The 18,774-nt window shown below is 42.9% G+C and carries 20 protein-coding genes; 11 read left to right on the forward strand and 9 right to left on the reverse strand.

Annotated features, from left to right (window positions below; translation table 11 throughout):
• The first annotated feature begins 360 nt into the window (after positions 1-360).
• Positions 361-1,413 carry a 3-deoxy-7-phosphoheptulonate synthase AroG gene (gene aroG, locus AAC854_RS08495; protein WP_340616708.1) on the forward strand — a complete coding sequence of 351 codons (1,053 nt, stop codon included), beginning with the start codon at positions 361-363 and terminating at the stop codon, positions 1,411-1,413.
• A gap of 118 nt (positions 1,414-1,531) precedes the next feature.
• On the opposite strand, the gene gpmA is transcribed toward aroG, so the two are convergent.
• From gpmA to modE, 4 genes are all read right to left on the reverse strand, one after another.
• Positions 1,532-2,284, reverse strand: coding sequence for a 2,3-diphosphoglycerate-dependent phosphoglycerate mutase (gene gpmA / locus AAC854_RS08500; protein WP_340616709.1), 753 nt, complete (start codon positions 2,282-2,284; stop codon positions 1,532-1,534).
• Between the two features lie 258 nt (positions 2,285-2,542).
• Positions 2,543-3,370: a CPBP family intramembrane glutamic endopeptidase gene (locus tag AAC854_RS08505; protein WP_340616710.1), complete on the reverse strand. Its 828-nt coding sequence runs from the start codon at positions 3,368-3,370 to the stop codon at positions 2,543-2,545.
• A 199-nt stretch (positions 3,371-3,569) separates the two neighbouring features.
• Complete coding sequence (gene modF, locus AAC854_RS08510) at positions 3,570-5,054, reverse strand: molybdate ABC transporter ATP-binding protein ModF (protein WP_340616712.1); 1,485 nt, start codon at positions 5,052-5,054, stop codon at positions 3,570-3,572.
• 217 nt (positions 5,055-5,271) lie between these two features.
• A complete protein-coding gene (modE, locus tag AAC854_RS08515; protein WP_340616713.1) occupies positions 5,272-6,063 on the reverse strand; it encodes a molybdenum-dependent transcriptional regulator in 792 nt (263 codons plus the stop codon).
• 132 nt (positions 6,064-6,195) lie between these two features.
• Between modE and AAC854_RS08520 the strand changes: the two genes are divergently transcribed.
• Positions 6,196-6,336, forward strand: a complete 141-nt coding sequence (locus tag AAC854_RS08520) for an AcrZ family multidrug efflux pump-associated protein (protein WP_340616714.1) — start codon at positions 6,196-6,198, stop codon at positions 6,334-6,336.
• 56 nt (positions 6,337-6,392) lie between these two features.
• On the opposite strand, the gene AAC854_RS08525 is transcribed toward AAC854_RS08520, so the two are convergent.
• Entirely contained in the window at positions 6,393-6,557 is a 165-nt protein-coding gene (locus tag AAC854_RS08525; protein WP_340616715.1) for a hypothetical protein, read from the reverse strand.
• A 156-nt stretch (positions 6,558-6,713) separates the two neighbouring features.
• Between AAC854_RS08525 and modA the strand changes: the two genes are divergently transcribed.
• The 3 genes from modA to modC are packed head-to-tail and all read left to right on the forward strand — an operon-like array spanning position 6,714 to position 9,252.
• Positions 6,714-7,484, forward strand: coding sequence for a molybdate ABC transporter substrate-binding protein (gene modA, locus AAC854_RS08530; RefSeq protein WP_340616716.1), 771 nt, complete (start codon positions 6,714-6,716; stop codon positions 7,482-7,484).
• Between the two features lie 17 nt (positions 7,485-7,501).
• A complete protein-coding gene (modB, locus tag AAC854_RS08535; protein ID WP_340616717.1) occupies positions 7,502-8,194 on the forward strand; it encodes a molybdate ABC transporter permease subunit in 693 nt (230 codons plus the stop codon).
• Complete coding sequence (gene modC, locus AAC854_RS08540) at positions 8,188-9,252, forward strand: molybdenum ABC transporter ATP-binding protein ModC (RefSeq protein ID WP_340616718.1); 1,065 nt, start codon at positions 8,188-8,190, stop codon at positions 9,250-9,252. Before modB ends, modC begins: the two co-directional genes overlap by 7 nt.
• A gap of 78 nt (positions 9,253-9,330) precedes the next feature.
• Here modC and AAC854_RS08545 read toward each other — a convergent pair whose 3' ends face one another.
• Positions 9,331-10,146, reverse strand: coding sequence for a pyridoxal phosphatase (locus tag AAC854_RS08545; protein WP_340616719.1), 816 nt, complete (start codon positions 10,144-10,146; stop codon positions 9,331-9,333).
• A 148-nt stretch (positions 10,147-10,294) separates the two neighbouring features.
• On the opposite strand from AAC854_RS08545, the gene pgl reads away from it, so the two are divergent.
• Together pgl and AAC854_RS08555 are read left to right on the forward strand one after the other, a co-directional pair.
• On the forward strand, positions 10,295-11,281 hold the full coding sequence (pgl, locus tag AAC854_RS08550) for a 6-phosphogluconolactonase (RefSeq protein WP_340616720.1): 987 nt from the start codon (positions 10,295-10,297) through the stop codon (positions 11,279-11,281).
• A gap of 36 nt (positions 11,282-11,317) precedes the next feature.
• The gene (locus AAC854_RS08555; RefSeq protein WP_340616721.1) at positions 11,318-11,701 is read left to right on the forward strand and encodes a VOC family protein; all 384 of its coding nucleotides are present in this window, start codon (positions 11,318-11,320) and stop codon (positions 11,699-11,701) included.
• 295 nt (positions 11,702-11,996) lie between these two features.
• Here AAC854_RS08555 and AAC854_RS08560 read toward each other — a convergent pair whose 3' ends face one another.
• The 3 genes from AAC854_RS08560 to bioA all read right to left on the reverse strand — a co-directional run bounded on the left by AAC854_RS08560 (position 11,997) and on the right by bioA (position 15,012).
• Positions 11,997-12,569 (reverse strand): hypothetical protein, encoded by a 573-nt coding sequence (locus tag AAC854_RS08560; protein WP_340616722.1) that lies wholly within the window; start codon positions 12,567-12,569, stop codon positions 11,997-11,999.
• 218 nt (positions 12,570-12,787) lie between these two features.
• Positions 12,788-13,357, reverse strand: coding sequence for a hypothetical protein (locus AAC854_RS08565; RefSeq protein WP_340616723.1), 570 nt, complete (start codon positions 13,355-13,357; stop codon positions 12,788-12,790).
• Between the two features lie 386 nt (positions 13,358-13,743).
• Complete coding sequence (bioA, locus tag AAC854_RS08570) at positions 13,744-15,012, reverse strand: adenosylmethionine--8-amino-7-oxononanoate transaminase (protein WP_340616724.1); 1,269 nt, start codon at positions 15,010-15,012, stop codon at positions 13,744-13,746.
• A 96-nt stretch (positions 15,013-15,108) separates the two neighbouring features.
• Here bioA and bioB point away from each other — a divergent pair, with 96 nt between their 5' ends.
• Genes bioB through bioD form a run of 4 tightly spaced genes read left to right on the forward strand, consistent with a single transcriptional unit; the run spans position 15,109 to position 18,730 of the window.
• Positions 15,109-16,149, forward strand: a complete 1,041-nt coding sequence (gene bioB / locus AAC854_RS08575) for a biotin synthase BioB (protein WP_340616725.1) — start codon at positions 15,109-15,111, stop codon at positions 16,147-16,149.
• Positions 16,149-17,300, forward strand: coding sequence for an 8-amino-7-oxononanoate synthase (gene bioF / locus AAC854_RS08580; protein WP_340616750.1), 1,152 nt, complete (start codon positions 16,149-16,151; stop codon positions 17,298-17,300). The genes bioB and bioF overlap by 1 nt, the downstream gene beginning before the upstream one ends.
• Entirely contained in the window at positions 17,284-18,057 is a 774-nt protein-coding gene (gene bioC / locus AAC854_RS08585) for a malonyl-ACP O-methyltransferase BioC (RefSeq protein ID WP_340616726.1), read from the forward strand. Before bioF ends, bioC begins: the two co-directional genes overlap by 17 nt.
• The gene (bioD, locus tag AAC854_RS08590) at positions 18,047-18,730 is read left to right on the forward strand and encodes a dethiobiotin synthase (protein ID WP_340616727.1); all 684 of its coding nucleotides are present in this window, start codon (positions 18,047-18,049) and stop codon (positions 18,728-18,730) included. The genes bioC and bioD overlap by 11 nt, the downstream gene beginning before the upstream one ends.
• The last annotated feature ends 44 nt before the right edge of the window (positions 18,731-18,774 follow it).

An 18,774-nucleotide genomic window follows, 5' to 3' on the forward strand; every position in this document is an offset into this window, starting at 1 on the left:
TGCTTTCTCATACGTTGGGCATTTTTGCCAATTTTAAACAAGGTAAAAGTCAACGCGACTGGCTTCAACAAGCCAACGTCATAGGATGTTAAAGTCGAGCATCGCGTTAAATTAGCACTAATAACAGGTCATAGATAATCAATCTGCCTATGGCCTATTATTTGGTTTTTTACCATAAATTATTCCCTCCTGATTAGTTCAATTATCTGAGTTAACATTATTTTTACATTAACTGACTGTTTCTACAGAAACAGTATCCTCTTTTTACTCACAAAGATTATTTACAGCACCACGCCTAACAGTTAGATTGAGATCACAAAATTATTTCAGATAACTGTAAACACATTAGGTGAAAGGACAATGAACTACCAGAATGACGATATAAGAATAAGAAAAATAACGGAATTACTACCACCAGTTGCATTACTCGAAAAATTTCCTGCGACAGAAGATAGTGCTGTTACTGTTCGTAAAGCACGTGAATCTATTCATAACATTTTAATTGGTAAAGATGATCGTCTATTGGTAGTGATTGGCCCATGTTCAATTCATGATCCACAAGCGGCTTTAGAATATGCAAGTCGCTTGAATAAATTGCGTGAAGAGCTTAAAGCTGATTTGGAAATCGTTATGCGGGTTTACTTTGAAAAACCCCGTACAACCATCGGCTGGAAAGGATTGATTAATGATCCGAACATGGATTGTAGCTTTGATATTAATGATGGATTACGTATGGCCCGTAAGCTGCTGCTCAGCATTAATGATATGGGGCTGCCAGCGGCGGGTGAATTTCTTGATATGATTACACCTCAGTATCTGGCAGATCTCATGAGCTGGGGCGCGATAGGTGCACGTACAACAGAATCTCAGGTTCATCGAGAGCTGGCATCTGGGCTTTCTTGTCCGGTCGGTTTTAAAAATGGCACGGATGGTACAATTAAAGTCGCTATTGATGCCATTAATTCCGCCAGCTCATCGCATTGTTTCTTATCTGTCACGAAATGGGGCCACTCTGCGATTGTCAATACAACAGGTAACCACGATTGCCATATTATTCTCCGCGGCGGTAAAGAGCCGAATTACAGTGCCAAACATGTCAGTGCTGTTAAGGAAGGATTGGTGAAAGCAGGGTTGCCTCCTCGTGTGATGATTGATTTCAGCCATGCAAATAGCGCCAAGCAGTTCAAGAGACAAATGGATGTGGGGGCCGATGTGTGTGGTCAAATCGCAGATGGCGAAAATGCGATTATTGGTGTGATGGTTGAAAGTCATCTGGTCGAAGGGAACCAAAATTTGGATAGTGGCGAGCCTTTGGTTTATGGCCAAAGTGTGACAGATGCATGTATTGGTTGGGAAGATACGGAAACGTTACTTCGCCAGCTATCTCAGGCTATTCAGAGCCGCAGAAGCTAATTCATCACGAAAAAAATCATAAAAAAAGCCGGAGATTATTCCGGCTTTCTGCTAATTTTTTTAACACTATTTTTAAACACTGTTTGCTTAATGCTGTCTTTGCTTGAATCTTAGAAGATTACTTCGCTTTACCTTGGTTGGCTACAGCAGCAGCTTTTGCTGCGATTTCGTCAGCATTGCCCAGATAATAGCGCTTAATAGGTTTCATGTTTTCATCAAATTCATAAACCAGTGGCACAGCAGTTGGAATATTCAGCTCAAGAATTTCTTCTTCGCCCATATTATCAAGGTATTTCACCAGAGCACGCAAAGAGTTGCCGTGAGCAGCAATGATGACTTTTTCACCTTTCTCTACGCGAGGCTTAATCACTTCTTCCCAATAAGGAACAACACGCTCAATGGTGGTTGCCAGGCTTTCTGTAACTGGGAGTTCTTCTGGTTTTAAATTTGCATAGCGGGGATCATGGCCAGGGTAACGTTCGTCATCTTTGGTCAAATCAGGAGGAGTGATAGCAAAGCCACGACGCCACAATTTAACTTGATCATCACCATACTTAGCAGCCGTTTCTGCTTTATCCAGACCTTGCAATGCGCCATAGTGACGTTCATTCAGTTTCCAGCTTTTTTCAACTGGCAGCCATTGCTGATCGACTTGGTCCAAAATATTCCACAGAGTGTGAATGGCACGTTTTAAAACAGAAGTGTAGGCGAAATCAAAAGCGAAACCTTCTTGTTTCAACAATTGCCCTGCCTGTTGTGCTTCAGAGCGGCCTTTGTCAGACAATTCAACGTCAGTCCAGCCAGTAAAACGGTTCTCTTTGTTCCACTCGCTCTCTCCGTGCCTTACAAGAACCAGTTTAGTTACAGCCATAGCTTAAACTCCTATCAGTACTTTTTAATACGAAATGAAATGATCGCTGCGGGCATTATATGGCGCGAAAGACCAAAACGGCAAACAATAGTCTCGTAACTCCTGTTTTAAATCATATTTGGTGACAGTAACGGCAGAGACTTATTTGATGAGGAGAGGAAAAGAATGTTTTATCTGAGTTGCTTTGAGCCAAATTGTTTTGATCAGAATTGTATCCCTGTAATGGGGGATGACAATTCTGATCAAGTAAAATTCAGCTTAGTGCATGATCACTGATTTTATCGGATAGGTGAAAAGCAACAGGTGTATCAGATTGAGTGAAAAATGGAAAGCAACAGCTACCCATAAACGACCACTCCACATCCATGCTACGCCATAAATTAAACCAGCCAATGTCGCGAAAATCATCATCAAGCTGCCACCCGCAAAATGAGCTGCACCAAAAAGCAGGGAGGTGATAATCAGCGCTAAGTAAGGACTCATCCACTGGCTCAGCTTTTGTTGAATATAGCCCCGGAACAGCGCTTCTTCAGCAAGAGAAACAAAGAGAAGGTTAGCAACAACAAAAGCAGGAAACCAGCTGGGTAGATGGAGTTCAACGGACAACCCACCTAACAAGGTTGCAAGCCACAATAATGCCGGAATAGCTGCAATTAATAGCGCCCATCCATGTGAGGGTGCATTAACCACAGGTTTCCGGGTAAATAAAGTGGGCAGGCAGAATAATAAGATGAATGGCAGCAGTGCCTTGTCAAAGTTGAAATACATTGAGAAAGGTGCACTTAACGGGCCTGCCTGTACCTTGTCCAGATACTTGAGGTTATGGAAACCCGGAAGGTAATGTATAAACAGCAAAATACCAGAGATGACTAATACCACCTCTATAACAGTGCTAAGAACAAAATGTTTTTTGCAGTAAATGTGTGCTACACCCAAGATGGTAATCACTGTTAGTGTGATTACGGCGGGGTAGGTAAGCACATTAGTGCTGATTCCAGCAATGATAGCCAAGAACGCGATGAAAAAAGCAATCTTCTGGCGACTATCCAAAAGCGCCAATGAAACGGCAAGTAATGCCCAAGCCATATAATTCCCTATTATCTTTGGAAAAAACAACGAAATAGTCTAAAAATAGGCGGTGATTTTATAGCAATCGTTAAAAAATTCAAAAATAATAATAAAAATATCAAAAAATAGTATTTGATTTTACAAAATCACTGGTTGGCGGGAGAACAGCGGAACCTTCTCTCACAGAGAAGGCTCACGGTATAAGAAAAGAAAGGGACTACAGAGTTTCTTGGAAAATATTGTCGGTTTCATATCGGTAAACATCACCATCAGGAATAAACCTTAGGCGATGAGTAATACATTCTGGCGCATCTTCCTGATGATGAGAAACAAACAGAAGTTGCGTATCTCCATTGGCGATAATGATATCAATGAAACGCAAAACCAGTTGACGGTTTAGGGGATCAAGCCCTTGTAATGGCTCATCCAGAATCAGTAAGACAGGGTGTTTCACTAAAGCGCGGGCAATTAAAACGAGCCGCTGTTGCCCCCATGACAGGCTGTGGAATGGGCTGGTTGCTGTTTCCCCAGATAATCCCAGTAAATTCAGCCACTCATCAGCCAGTTGTTGTTGCCGATCTGAAACGGCTTGATACAGCCCTATCGAGTCAAAAAAACCAGAAAGGATGACATTTCTGACACTGATACTGACGCGGTACTCTAAATGGATACTGTTACTGACATAACCAATGTGGCGTTTAATGTCCCAAATAGTTTCACCACTTCCTCGTTGCCGGCCAAATAGTATTAACTCATTACTATAACCTTGAGGGTGATCACCTGTAATCAAACTGAGTAGGGTCGATTTGCCGGCACCATTTTCACCAATGACCTGCCAGTGTTCATTAGGATTCACTTGCCAGTTCAGGCCGTGCAAAATAGGTTTGTCATTATACTGGACAATAACATTACGCATTGAAACTAATGGTTGATCGGTGGGAAGTTGTTCATCCGCACGGTATTCATCTGTTTCGGGAAGATGGATGTTGTTCAGCCCTTCACTGTGAGCTAATTGGGCTATGAGCGATTCTGCCAAAATACTTTGTTTTTCTCCGGCTAAAGTCAGATGGCAGTCTGCCAATACACCGATTTGTTCGACAAAATCAGGAAGTTCATGGAATCGGGTCAAGATCAAAACTAAAGTAATGCCTTTTGCTGCCAGCGATTCCAATAATTGGGAAAGCTGGCCTCGTGCATAAGCATCCAACCCGTCAAAGGGCTCATCAAGGATCAATAAATCAGGATCAGCCATCAATGCCTGACAAAGCAAAACCTTACGGACTTCCCCAGTTGAGAGGTATTTGAAACGTCGCGAGAGCAGATCTTTAATGCCGAAATAGTTGGACAATTCAAGGCATAACTCATTGTCTTTATGATAAAGCTGAATGATGTCTGCGGCAGTGCGCCCAGTATCTTCCTCGTCTTCACTGAGTAAATCAGTATTGTTTCGCTGCCACTCTTCGTCGATGAGTTTTTGCAATTGTTCGAAAGAGAGGCGTATTGGTGTATGAAATGAGCAATAACGTTCACCTGTCAGTTGAATTAATTCATCTGACAGAGCCCGAGCCAATGAAGATTTTCCACTGCCATTTGCGCCAACAAAGGCCCAATTTTCCCCAGAAATAATTTTCAGTGACGGTAGCCGCAGAGTACGGGTGTCACTTAAACGGAAACTACCTTGCGTTATTTGCAATTCAGACATTCTTCTTCCTTATTTAAGCAACATCAACTAAAGAATAATCAGAAATAAGCGTAATGATGGTCAATGTCAATGTGTAGTTGTCTGTCAATAGTTAAGGGGTAATGATTTTTGAAATCTATGGTGAGGTTCCGTCGAATACTGTCTTGCTGAAAGAGAAAAAGAACTGAAATTCCCCTGACAGGCGGTTTATCAGGGGATATAAAGGATGAACAAGTAGTCAGCACAGAGTGGCAATAATCACTTGATCAGCATTGAAAAGTGCGGTGACAAGATCATTTGGTTGGAGTTTCAGGCGTTCCATTTCCTGATTGGGCAATGTAACACAAAGAGATTCACCGCCATTGAGCGCCAGAATCACTTCACTGTGTTCTGTTCCTGTTTCAATGTGGCTGATTTGGCTGGGCAGGGCATTATCGTATGAAACGGAGGAAAGAGGCTCTTTAGTTAAGGTTATCCACGGAGCTTTAATCAACACCAGAACTTCTTTTCCTGTCACTAAATTTAATCGATTTGCACTCTGTTCCGTTAAGGCAGTATAGATTGATGTTTTTCCATCTGCCAGCAGGACTCGAACGTGTTGTTGGATATTTTCATGGTTACGCTCAAGAATTTTGCCAAAAAATTGGTTTCGGGCACTGGTTTGTAATGAAAATCGAGAAATGGCGGCAAGCAGACTATCTAGGGGCAGTGAGTCCTCTTTAAGGGCATCAAAAGCCTTTTGCTGAATTTTTGCCAGCAGATCATAAAGTTGTAACAGACGTTCGCCATAGTGTGTAAGTAAGGCTCCACCCCCCCCTTTCCCGCCCGTGGCGCGTTCTACCAATACTTCATCTGCGAGTTGATTCATTTCATTGATGGCATCCCAAGCGCTTTTATAACTTATCCCTGCTTGCTTTGCGCCCTGACTGATAGAACCGGTGATTTTAATCTGTTTAAGCAGCTCGATTCGCCGTGGATCAGCAAATAGGCGTTGCTGCAATTTCAGTGTTAACAATATTTCGGCTTGCATAGTGATCCATTTCGGGCAAATATTTGAGAGTTTTTATAGGATAACTATAAGAATCGCACGTTTCGTCGGTTACTGTTACTTTTTTATTGTCTAGAATGACTGGATAGTGGTCATTTATGATATGAGGTTTGTATGCTTGAATTGATTAAAAGTATGGGACTCGCACTGGTCATGATCCCTGTTGTGATGGTAGTAATTATGGGATTGATCTATGGGCTGGGGGAATTGTTTAACCTCATTTCCAAAAGCCAAACGAAAGGTATTGAACAGTAACTCCGGGTTCAGGCCGCTACAAACCCCGTTTGAAATAACAGGGTTTGTTTTTTTAATTACGGCATAAGATCCATTTGACGCGTTTCTTTCCCCAACCCAATCACCGCCGCCACAGCCACCAGATAGCCTACCATCAGCGATCCAGGAATGCCGGCATCCAGAGCATCAAACATCCTGCCTAAGCCAGCAATCGTCAGTAGCCGTTCACACTGTTGCGGCACGCGTTAGCCATTATGATACTGCAATTTTTGCATTGAATTAATGCAAAAGCTAAAACTGGCTCACAACTTGCCGATTAATGTCTGAATAGCATTTTCATTTAACGTTATATCTTGCTATATACGACGCACCACATTGATTCTTTAGGTGAATATAAAATGAAAAAGAAAGTTTATCAGCTACTGACTGGTGCCGTAGTTTCTTTTGTACTGGTTGGAAACGTTTGGGCAACAGATAAAGTGACAGTTTTTGCTGCCGCTTCATTGACTAATGCACTTGACGATATTGCTGCGCAATATAAGAAAGAAAAACAAGGAGATATTGTTGCTTCCTACGCTTCATCTTCAACATTGGCACGTCAGATAGAACAGGGAGCGCCTGCTGATATCTTTATTTCTGCCGATCAACAATGGATGAATTACGTCTCTGATAAACAATTAATTGCTGAGAATACCCGGCATACTTTGTTGGGTAATCAGCTTGTCCTGATTGCTCCTAAAGAGAGTAAGCTGGAAAAAATCGATATTAATAAGGAAACAAAATGGAAATCCTTGCTGGCAGATGGTCGCTTAGCAGTCGGTGATCCTGATCATGTGCCTGTTGGTATATATGCCAAGGAATCACTGCAATATCTGAAAGCATGGGATATGGTGAACCCACTGATGGCCCGTACCAACAACGTACGTAGTGGCATGGCGCTGGTGGAGCGGGCAGAAGTGCCACTGGGCATTGTCTACGGATCTGACGCGGTTGCCAGCAAAAAAGTGAAAGTTGTGGGCGTATTTCCACCAGAAAGCCACAAGCCGGTGGAATACCCGATTGTGATAATCAAAGGTCATGAAAAACAGGCAGTGCGTGATTTTTATGACTACCTTAAAACCCCTGAAGCCGCTGAAATTTTTAAACGTTATGGCTTTAGTCCACTGTAGGAACTGATCTTTTGGAGATGTTAAGTGAATATGAATGGCAGGCTATTTTACTGAGCTTAAAAATCTCAGGTATTGCCGTGTTATTCAGTTTGCCATTCGGGATCTTAATGGCATGGATGTTGGCTCGTTGTCAGTTTTTTGGTAAGTCCCTGCTTGACAGCATTATCCATCTGCCACTGGTATTACCGCCAGTGGTGGTGGGATACCTGCTGCTCATCAGCATGGGACGTCGTGGAGTGATTGGTGAATTCCTTTATGATTGGTTTGGCGTCAGTTTTGCATTTAACTGGACGGGAGCGGCACTGGCTTCGGCTGTGGTGGCCTTTCCGCTGATGGTCAGGGCCATTCGGTTGTCGCTGGAGAATATAGACAGGCGTCTGGAGCAAGCTGCACGGACATTGGGGGCGAGTCCACTTAAAGTTTTTTTCACCATTACCTTGCCGTTGTCATTACCGGGCATCATTGTTGGTGCGGTGTTGGCATTTGCCCGTTCGTTGGGAGAATTTGGTGCAACCATCACTTTTGTTTCGAATATACCGGGAGAAACCCGAACCATTCCTCTTGCCATGTATACATTGATAGAAACGCCCGGTGCTGAAACAGCAGCAGCACGTTTATGTGTAGTAGCCATTGTATTGGCTCTGGTTTCATTGATGCTTTCCGAGTGGCTGACCCGTTGGGGTAGAAAACGTCTGGGGGCTGCATGTTAGAACTGGATTTTGAGCAGCATTTGGGTGAGTTGCACATGCAGGTTGATACCACTTTGCCGACTGAAAGCATCACTGCCATATTCGGCCTTTCGGGAGCGGGAAAAACCTCATTAATTAATGTCATTGCAGGATTGACCCAGCCACAAAAAGGCCGAATTGTCTTAAATGGTCGAACGTTAGTGGATACGGAGCAAAATATCTGTCTGCCAGCAGAAAAGCGCCGGATTGGGTATGTTTTTCAGGATGCACGTCTGTTCCCTCACTATCGGGTGAAAGGCAACTTACAATACGGCATGGCACCGGAAATGAAACCGCAGTTTGACAGCATCATTGGTTTATTAGGTATTGAGCACTTGCTGTCACGTTTTCCTGCCACGTTATCTGGCGGAGAAAAACAGCGAGTAGCGATTGGCCGTGCATTGCTGACTGCCCCTGAAATCTTGCTCATGGATGAACCTTTAGCTTCACTGGATTTACCCCGTAAACGTGAATTATTACCTTATCTCGAAAAACTGTCCGAAGATGTCAGAATTCCGATCCTCTATGTCAGCCATAGTTTGGATGAAATTTTGCGTTTGGCGGATAACGTGATTGTCATGGATAAAGGAAAAGTCAGGGCGACGGGCACATTAGAAGATGTTTGGTCGAGTAGTGCATTGCGTCCGTGGCTACAAAAAGAGAGCCTGAGCAGCATACTGAAAGTGTCTGTGATGGAGCATCATCAGCGTTATCAAATGACTGTCGTGGCAGCGGCTGATAAAGCCCTTTGGTTACCACAAATTGATGCAGTTCCGGGGACTGATTTACGCATTCGCATTGATGCGTCAGATATTTCTTTAGTTTTGGAGCCGCCAAAAGCAAGTAGCATTCGTAACATCTTGCAGGTAAAAGTCATCGAGTTTTTTGAAGATGGCGGGCAGGTTGATGTCAAATTGGCGTTGAGTGAACATTTCTTGTGGGCGAGAATTACCTCTTGGGCGCAGGAGGAGCTTAACCTGCGCGCGGGGCAATGGCTGTATGCGCAGATAAAGAGTGTTTCGTTAAATCGTCACTTATAAAATATCCGGGGAGCGCAGTCGGGAATATACAATTCATGGCTGGTTCGCTCCCATTGCTCCCATTGATGCTAAGGGCAATTAAAGCACATATTTCCGAATAACTTCAGCGATGCCGGGTTGGGTATTGTCCTGCGTGACAAGATCTGCCCGCTCTTTGACTGCATCAACGCCATTCCCCATAGCAACGCCAAGCCCGGCAGTTTCCAGCATACTAAGATCGTTATAGTTATCACCGAAAGCAACCACATCTCTCATACTCATGCCTTGGGATTCTACCCATTGCTGTAAACGCATCCCTTTACTGTTACCTTTTTTGGCAATATCAACCTGGTCAAACCATGACCACTCGCACTCAAGGCCCACGTTTTCTGCAATTTGTTCGCTGACCTCACGTAGTTTCACTAGATTTGAAGAGTTGGTGGCAAATTTCCAGATAAAATTAACATCCTGAATTGCATCCTGAAAACTACTGGCTTGCCGGAGATTGGGACGTTGGTGCTCAGGCAAAGAGTCTGACCATGCAAGGGTTCGAGCTACAGTATGGGGAAATTGATATAAAATGGCATCATCAACATACATCAAATGCTCAATTTCCGTGCCTTGCAGATAAGAAAGCGCTTGATTGGCTTCTTGAATAGAAAGGGGATTCGAAGCTAATACTTTCTTTTCAGCGTAGTCGTATGAATAAGTCCCATTACAGCAAATTGCAGGGGTATCGAGTTGTAGCGCTTGATAGAAAGGGTGGATGGCGACATGATGGCGACCAGTAACAATCAAAATTTTGATACCAGATTGACGGGCTTCATTCAGGGCGGCCAGTGATTCTGGCAAAATACGTTTTTGTGGATCGAGCAATGTTCCATCTAGATCCAGCGCGATAACGCGATATGACATGAGTTGGCCTCTTGGTTGTCTATGGTATAAGCAAATATTATACAGTAGCTAAAAATAGTTGAACTGTTATGTGGGCAGTTTAACAGACAAAAGTTTTCAAGAGTCATTACAGATCAATGAAATGGTAATGAAGCATTAAGGAGAAAAAATGAAACAGGTGGTTTATACAGCCAGCCCGAATAGTCGGCAAATTCACGTATGGTCGCTTAATGTAGCAGGAGAACTTTCGCTTATTCAGACAGTAAATGCACCCGGTGAAGTTCAGCCGATGGTAGTTCACCCTGATGGCAAACATTTATATGTGGGGATTCGCCCCCAATTCAGCATCGTCACTTATACCATCGGGGAAGATGGGTGCCTTGAACAGCAGGCAATAGCCCCATTGCCGGGTAGTCCTACGCATATCTCAACCGACAGAGCAGGGCGTTTTTTATTTTCTGCTTCGTACAGTTTCAATAGCTTAAGTGTTCATCCTATTGATGAAAACGGTATCGTCAAGGCTCCGATTCAAGTGGTGGAAGGTCTGCAAGCCCCACATTCTGCCAATATTGACCGGGAAAATCGTCAACTACTGGTTCCATGCCTGAAAGAAGATCACATCCGTATTTTCAATTTGGATGGGCAAGGTTACCTGACAGAAAGCAGGGCTGATGAAATTACCACAGCAGCAGGGGCAGGTCCGCGTCATATGGCTTTCCATCCGAAAAAGCAGGCGATTTATTGTATTAATGAATTGGATTCAACCGTTGATGTTCTGCGTAAATGGGAAAAATATCGCATTGTGCAATCGGTTAATTCACTGCCAGCGGATTTTTCCAGTGTTTGCTGGTCGGCTGATATTCACATTACACCGGATGGCCGCCATCTCTATACCAGTGAACGTTCAGAAAGCTTGATTAGCCACTTCCTCGTATCAGAAGATGGCTACCACCTGACATTAGCCGGACATTATCCAACAGAATCTCAGCCTCGTGGTTTTGCCATTGATCACAGTGGTAACTTCCTGATTGCATCGGGACAAAAATCAGATCATATTTCAGTATCACGCATTGACAAATATTCGGGAGAACTCACTCAACTGGCGCGTTATCCGGTTGGCAAAGGCCCGATGTGGGTAACGGTATTAGCATTGTAAATTTCAGCCGCGCTATCTCAGGCGCGGCAATTTTTTATGATTATGATTTTTGTCTTAAAGGATATCAAGATGAAGCCTGCTACTTTACTTATCCCTGTATCTGATGTTAAAACTGGATTGGAATGGTATAAACGCGCCTTTCCATCTGCTCGCGCTATTTATTTGATAGAATTTGATTTCACTGTATTGGAGATTGATGGTTTCTCGATAGATATTGTACAAGCAGACGAAAAAGTGAGTTCCGGGCAGCAGGGAACCGTTCTATATTGGTCTGTACCTTGTCTTAAAATAGCAATTCAACATTTCCAGACTTTGGGTGCTCAACTTTACCGTGGGCCAATGGAAATTGATAACGGTTTGGGGATGTGCCAAGTTAAAGATCCATTTGGAAACCTTATTGGATTGAAAGGGCCAATATAAGTTAACTTATTTTTTTAGCGATAAACCCAATTCTGCCTTTATCTCTTTTACCGTCAAGAATATTCAACATGCTTGGATTCACATGATAAGTTCAATTTTCTGTTAATATGAAAAACATGCCATTTTATGCTTTCATTGTAATGTTTATGAATATAAGTTGTGATGGGCTACCTCCAGCCACATAGCGAACTATGTGGCTGGAGGTACATTCCTTTGCCACAGAAATGCAAATTAAAATTTATCAGGCATCCAATAATGTATTAATTTTAGAATAACGAATAAATACTGTTTTAAATTAGGCTAAGTTAAAAGTTCCAACCCCAGATAAGACAATAGGGTATGTAATCAATATATGATTCTGAGCCATAGAGTACAAATCGCCTAAATAGATATTTCCGCTAAGTAGACGCAGGGCAATACTTCTTGGATAAATATAAAGTTGGAAATTGAGTGGTACATTTAAAATAGATTGAGTGTTTTTTACAACCCCGCCTAGATGAATGTTATTAAAGTTTATCAGTGGCGTGTTATATCCGCCATAAATATAGCCGTTAAAATTCGCTCTTTTCCCTGTATTAGGATCTTGTCCAATTATAGCAGGATAAGATGATACTTGGATAAAGGGATAACTTCCATATTGATGGTAGGTATTAATATTAAAAAGCCCACTAATAAACTCTGTCTGTAATCGTATAGGAGAGGTTAAAGACTCTTCCTTAAGATTCTCTGCAAACAGATGGGCTAACTCAGGCTTTTCTTTCACCAGAGCTTCATAATGTGAAATTTCTTTCTCATAGCTATTTTTAGATTGTTCAAATATGGCCTGCATTTCTTCGTTAGAAGGATTAATTAAATTTTCATTATTCATAATATGCTCCTGTTTTATTTCAATGAATGTAATTTCTAGATTGAATATATCAGAAAATTTATTTTTAGGTGGTCTGATACGCCAGAAATTGGTAACTAATATTTGTCAGTGAGTGTTTTTTGAGGATGTGGTATCGTACTTTTATTTTTTATTAGAAAGGAGAATTAAATTATCAAAGGGATTACTGAGCCGCGCTGTTTTGGCGCGGCCAATTGATATTACGCAAAAGTAAAAGAACCCGTGCCTGAAAATTCAATGGGCATAGGCGCTTGGAAGTTATGTTGATATATAGTAACTAAATCACCTAAATAAACATTCCACTCAAAAAGGCGTAAAATAACGTTTTCTGGATTAATAAATAGTTGAAAATTTAGTGGGGCATTGATAATAGATTGAATGTTTTGCACGATTCCACCAAGAAAAATATTTTCAAAATGAACTTCAGGCATATCATATCCACCCTGAATATACCCGTTGAAATTTACTCTTTGTCCATTGTTGGGAGCATTCCCTATTGTAGCAAAAGAAGATAATTGAATAAACGGATAATTTCCGCACTGTCGATATGTATTAATATTAAAATAACCACTAATATATTCTGACAGCCCATTGCCATAACCACATAGCGAAATTATTTTGGGATGTATAGTAAATAGATGTGCTAATTCAGGTTTTTCTTTTGAAACACTTTCATAGTGAGATTGTTGATCTTTATATATTTTCTTAGATGCTTCAAATGCCTTTTGCATGTCTTCCATGTCAGGAAGAGCTAATTCTTCTTTATTCATGGTTAATTCCTCTTTCCTTTTAAACGATTTTTGTTTCTTAAGTAAGTATTATGTAGAATAATTTCCTGGAGAAAGTTATTGCCTTGAATATATCATGAAAATCCTGGGGAAGTGATATAAAGTACTTATTGGCTCATTATTAATGGTTATCAACCAAGTTTATCTTAGTAACTTTTTAGTGTTCTAATAGAACGCAATTATTTTTTGTTTACGAAACATTATTGTTTTCTATGTGGTTAATTTGGCGGTATCCACTCACCACAATCATATAAATTCTCTATGATTCTGAGGATTTGTTTTCTACCGCCGTTATGTAACTCAAAATCTATTGGGTATAATTTCGTTATTCAATAAACTACTGTTACAGCCAATATTGGTTATTATCTTTAACTCACCGAATTGGCGATCGCATTTGTCAGTCTTGATAATTGTTCTGGTTGAATAATATAAGGCGGCATTAAATAAATTAACCGTCCAAATGGCCTGATCCATACACCATGTTGAACAAAATGGCGTTGTAGTGAAGCCACATCAACAGGGAGTTTCATTTCAACAACGCCGATAGCACCCAATATCCGCACATCTTCGACTGCACTGTGTGATTTTAACGGAATTAATTCCGCTTTTAGCTGAACTTCAATGGACTGAATATGTTGTTGCCACGGGCTATCGGAGAGTAATTTGAGATTGGCACTGGCTACAGCACATGCCAGAGGATTTCCCATAAAAGTTGGGCCATGCATAAAACAGCCAGCTTCACCTTGGCTAATAGTTTCAGCGACATGACGAGTTGTCAGTGTTGCTGATAATGTCATATATCCCCCCGTTAATGCCTTGCCTAAGCATAAAATATCCGGCTCGATCTGAGCCTGTTCACAGGCAAATAATTTACCTGTTCGTCCAAATCCAGTCGCGATTTCATCTGCAATCAGCAGGATCTGATATTCATCACAGAGCTGGCGAACTTGGCGCAGATATTCCGGATGATAAATCCGCATCCCACCAGCACCCTGAACAATTGGCTCCAGAACCACGGCGGCGATTTCAGCATGGTATTGCAACAATAATCGTTTAAAAGAATCGATATCCTCCGGCTGCCATTCGTCACCAAACTGACATTGGGGCGCATCGGCAAACAGATGGTTTGGCAGATAACCTTTATACAGGTTATGCATGGAATTATCGGGATCACAGACAGACATGGCGCCAAACGTATCGCCATGATAACCATGACGCAGTGTCAGGAAGCGCTGGCGAATTTTTCCCTTGGCCTGCCAGTATTGCAAGGCCATTTTTAGGGCAACTTCGACAGCGACAGATCCCGAATCTGCCAGAAAAACACACTCCAGAGAATCCGGTGTCATTGCTACTAATTGCTTACACAGTTCCACTGCAGGGGGATGGGTTATGCCGCCAAACATAACATGAGACATTTTATCGATCTGCGATTTTGCGGCCTTATTCAGTGCAGGATGATTATAGCCGTGGATAGCAGCCCACCATGAAGACATACCATCAATGAGCTTGCGCCCATCTGATAAAACCAGTTCCACACCTGTCGCAGATATAACAGGATAAGTAGGAAGTGGATGGGTCATGGATGTATAGGGATGCCAAATATGGCGCTGGTCAAATTCAATATCTGAAGGGTTCATAACAAATTACTTGTAAACCTGTGAGTGTTAGTTTTGGTTGACATGATAACGGCGTTATTTAAACTGACAACATTTTTTCATATTGGAGATGTGATTGTGAGCGAGCGTCAACAATGGACTATCAAGCAGGCACAGGATTTGTTTGATAAGCCTTTTTTTGAGTTGTTATTTCAGGCTCAGCAAATACACCGTGAACATTTTGATCCGCAGCAGGTACAAGTCAGTACATTACTGTCAATAAAAACCGGCGCCTGCCCTGAAGATTGCAAATACTGTCCACAAAGTTCCCGTTACAAAACTGGCTTGGAAAAAGAGCGGTTGATGGAAGTGGAAAAAGTCATTGAATCCGCGCATAAAGCTAAAAATGCCGGCTCCAGCCGCTTCTGTATGGGGGCTGCCTGGAAGAACCCGCATGAGCGTGATATGCCGTATCTGGAAAAAATGGTCAGAGAAGTCAAAGCATTGGGAATGGAAACCTGCATGACTTTGGGGATGCTGAATCACTCTCAGGCACAACGTTTGGCAGAGGCAGGTCTGGATTACTACAACCATAACTTAGACACCTCACCAGAATTTTACGGCAATATCATCACGACCCGCAGTTATCAGGACAGACTGGATACATTGGATAATGTCCGGGATGCAGGCATTAAAGTCTGCTCAGGCGGTATCGTGGGTTTGGGAGAACAAATACGCGACCGTGCAGCATTGTTGGTGCAATTGGCAAATTTACCGAAGCCACCAGAAAGTGTGCCAATCAATATGCTGGTAAAAGTGAAGGGAACACCAATGGAAAACAACGAAGATGTCGATCCTTTTGATTTTGTCCGCACCATTGCTGTAGCGCGAATTATGATGCCGAAATCGCATGTCCGTCTATCCGCAGGACGTGAACAGATGAACGAGCAAACTCAGGCTATGTGCTTTATGGCGGGGGCCAATTCCATTTTCTACGGCTGTAAATTGCTGACCACACCAAATCCAGATGAAGATAAAGATCTCCAGTTATTCCGCCGGTTGGGTATTAACCCTCAACAGACAAAGACGGCATTTGGTGACAATCAACAGCAACAAAACTTGACTGAAGCCATTTTTAATAGTGCTGATAACGAACAATTTTACAATGCGGCAATATGATGAACTGGTCAGATTCACTCTCCCGACGTTTGGCCGAACGTCGGGCTACCTCTTTATGGCGTGGCAGACAAGTCCATCTGGGTTCTGACGGACGCTTCTTATCCACCCCAGATGGTCAATATCTTAATTTCTCCAGTAACGATTATCTTGGATTGAGCCGGCATCCTCAGATTATTGCTGCATGGCAGAAAGGCGCAGAGCAATATGGTGTGGGCAGTGGAGGCTCGGGGCATGTTACGGGTTACACAACAGCGCATTACACATTAGAACAGCAATTAGCTGAATGGTTGGGCTACTCTCGCGCCTTGTTGTTTATTTCTGGTTATGCCGCCAACCAAGGTGTGATTGCGGCTTTGATGGAAAAAAACGATCGCATTATTGCTGATCGCCTCAGCCATGCCTCTTTAATGGAAGCGGCTATGCACTCGCCCGCACAGCTACGACGTTTTTTACATAATGATGTGAATTCGTTGAAACAGCATCTGGAAAAAAAGTGCACAGGTAAAACGTTGGTGGTAACGGAAGGCGTTTTTAGCATGGATGGAGATTGCGCCCCGCTTGAAGCTATTGCTCAGCAAGCAAGTTCTGCAAAGAGTTGGCTGATGGTGGATGATGCCCACGGTATTGGTATTCAGGGAGAGGAAGGACGCGGCAGTTGCTGGGCGAAAAATGTCAAACCGGAAATTCTGGTCGTCACCTTTGGCAAAGCACTTGGGCTGAGCGGCGCTGCAATCTTGTGTGATGAGCAAACCGCAGAGTACTTGCTCCAATACGCTCGACACCTGATTTACAGTACTTCAATGCCACCGGCGCAGGCAGTTGCTCTCTCTGAAACGGTGCAACAAATCAGGGCCGGGAATGAACTGCGTCAAATGTTGCGCAACAACATTCAATACTTTCGCCATGAAGCCCGGCACTTACCTCTTGCTTTGATGGATTCAGAAACAGCGATTCAGCCGCTAATTGTAGGCGATAACCAACGCTGTATCGAATTATCTCATTCGCTCAGGCAGAAAAATGTGTGGGTTACGGCGATACTGCCTCCCACTGTTGCTCCGGAAAGTGCCCGCCTGCGTATTACACTGACGGCAAGTCATACCCAACAGGATATTGATGTATTACTAGAGGCATTGCATGGATCTGGCTGTTAAATCCGTTAATAAGCACGCCATTGCCGGTGCATTTGGGCGCGCAGCTTCCAAGTATGACACGGTGGCTAAACTGCAACAGCAAACAGGTGAATACCTGATGGCGCTGGCGCAGGTGGAAGATACCGGTATGAAGATATTGGATGCGGGTTGTGGAACGGGTTTTTTCAGTGCCCGTTGGAAACAGGAAGGCAAACAAGTCATCGCGTTGGATTTGGCCTCCGGTATGTTGAATTATGCTCGTGGGCAGCAAGTGGCTGATTACTACCTGCAAGGGGATATCGAGCATTTGGGATTGGCCGATAACAGCGTAGAAATTTGTTTCAGCAATCTGGCAGTACAGTGGTGCAATGATTTGTCATGTGCCTTGCAGGAGCTTTATCGTGTTACCTGTCCCGGTGGGCTTATCGTATTTTCTACGCTCGTACAAGGTTCGCTGCATGAACTGGAAACAGCGTGGGAGCGGGTAGACGATTATCGGCACACTAATCAATTTTTGCCATTGAAAACCATTACACAAGCATGTCAACCGTATCGACATAAGGTTATTCAACGGCAATATCGTCAGCATTATTCACAGCTCCTGCCTTTACTGAACTCTTTAAAAGGAATCGGTGCAACGCATCTTCATCATGGACGTCAGCAGGGATTAATGACCAGAAAACGCCTAAATGCTCTTGATGAGGCGTATCCACGGAATAATGGTAACTACCCATTAAGCTATCAAATTGCTTTTGGAGTCATTCATTGTGACAAGTAAATATTTTCTTACCGGAACTGATACTGAGGTAGGTAAAACAGTGGTCAGTTGCGCTTTACTGCAAGCGGCGAATAAAAAGGGATATCAAACAGCAGGCTATAAACCGGTCGCATCGGGCAGTGAAGTAACAACTGAAGGGATACGTAATGGTGATGCCCTGGCTTTACAGCGTAATAGTGTAGTGCCATTAACTTATCAGGAAGTGAATCCTCTGGTATTTGTGGAGCCTACATCTCCCCATATCGTGAGCACCGAATTAAACCAACTCATTGATTTTTCAATATTATCAAAAGGTCTGGAAGTACTGTCGGCAAAATCTGACTGGGTTTTAATTGAAGGGGCGGGGGGATGGTATACCCCACTATCGGAAAATACGACCTTTGCTGATTGGGTAATTCAGGAGGATTTAGCCATAATTTTGACGGTGGGTATCAAGTTAGGCTGTATCAACCATGCGGTACTGACAGCAAAAGCAATTCAACATTCAGGACTGAAATTGGCAGGTTGGGTTGCTAATGAAATCGAACCGGCAGGTAAACGCCAGTCGGCGTATTTGGAAACGCTGGAACGCATGATACCTGCACCTTTATTAGGGATTATTCCTCATCTGGGAGAGTCAATTGATAATAATAACATAGGGAAATATATAAACATTGATGCACTGGTTAACTAATTGTTTACTTTGCGTTAGTTAAAATCCTCGGCTAGAGGGGAGCT

The organism is Xenorhabdus entomophaga (genome assembly GCF_037996725.1).
Taxonomy (GTDB): domain Bacteria; phylum Pseudomonadota; class Gammaproteobacteria; order Enterobacterales; family Enterobacteriaceae; genus Xenorhabdus; species Xenorhabdus khoisanae.

Excerpts from the sequence above, each read along its gene's own strand:
- AAC854_RS08520 (WP_340616714.1), top strand. The coding sequence starts at position 6,196 with ATGCTTGAATTGATTAAAAGTATGGGACTCGCACTGGTCATGATCCCT.
- modB (WP_340616717.1), top strand. The coding sequence starts at position 7,502 with ATGTTAAGTGAATATGAATGGCAGGCTATTTTACTGAGCTTAAAAATC.
- modA (WP_340616716.1), top strand. The coding sequence starts at position 6,714 with ATGAAAAAGAAAGTTTATCAGCTACTGACTGGTGCCGTAGTTTCTTTT.
- aroG (WP_340616708.1), top strand. The coding sequence starts at position 361 with ATGAACTACCAGAATGACGATATAAGAATAAGAAAAATAACGGAATTA.
- gpmA (WP_340616709.1), bottom strand. The coding sequence starts at position 2,284 with ATGGCTGTAACTAAACTGGTTCTTGTAAGGCACGGAGAGAGCGAGTGG.
- modE (WP_340616713.1), bottom strand. The coding sequence starts at position 6,063 with ATGCAAGCCGAAATATTGTTAACACTGAAATTGCAGCAACGCCTATTT.
- AAC854_RS08555 (WP_340616721.1), top strand. The coding sequence starts at position 11,318 with ATGATTATGATTTTTGTCTTAAAGGATATCAAGATGAAGCCTGCTACT.
- bioC (WP_340616726.1), top strand. The coding sequence starts at position 17,284 with ATGGATCTGGCTGTTAAATCCGTTAATAAGCACGCCATTGCCGGTGCA.
- bioF (WP_340616750.1), top strand. The coding sequence starts at position 16,149 with ATGAACTGGTCAGATTCACTCTCCCGACGTTTGGCCGAACGTCGGGCT.
- modC (WP_340616718.1), top strand. The coding sequence starts at position 8,188 with ATGTTAGAACTGGATTTTGAGCAGCATTTGGGTGAGTTGCACATGCAG.
- AAC854_RS08565 (WP_340616723.1), bottom strand. The coding sequence starts at position 13,357 with ATGAATAAAGAAGAATTAGCTCTTCCTGACATGGAAGACATGCAAAAG.
- AAC854_RS08505 (WP_340616710.1), bottom strand. The coding sequence starts at position 3,370 with ATGGCTTGGGCATTACTTGCCGTTTCATTGGCGCTTTTGGATAGTCGC.
- AAC854_RS08545 (WP_340616719.1), bottom strand. The coding sequence starts at position 10,146 with ATGTCATATCGCGTTATCGCGCTGGATCTAGATGGAACATTGCTCGAT.
- pgl (WP_340616720.1), top strand. The coding sequence starts at position 10,295 with ATGAAACAGGTGGTTTATACAGCCAGCCCGAATAGTCGGCAAATTCAC.
- AAC854_RS08560 (WP_340616722.1), bottom strand. The coding sequence starts at position 12,569 with ATGAATAATGAAAATTTAATTAATCCTTCTAACGAAGAAATGCAGGCC.
- bioA (WP_340616724.1), bottom strand. The coding sequence starts at position 15,012 with ATGAACCCTTCAGATATTGAATTTGACCAGCGCCATATTTGGCATCCC.
- modF (WP_340616712.1), bottom strand. The coding sequence starts at position 5,054 with ATGTCTGAATTGCAAATAACGCAAGGTAGTTTCCGTTTAAGTGACACC.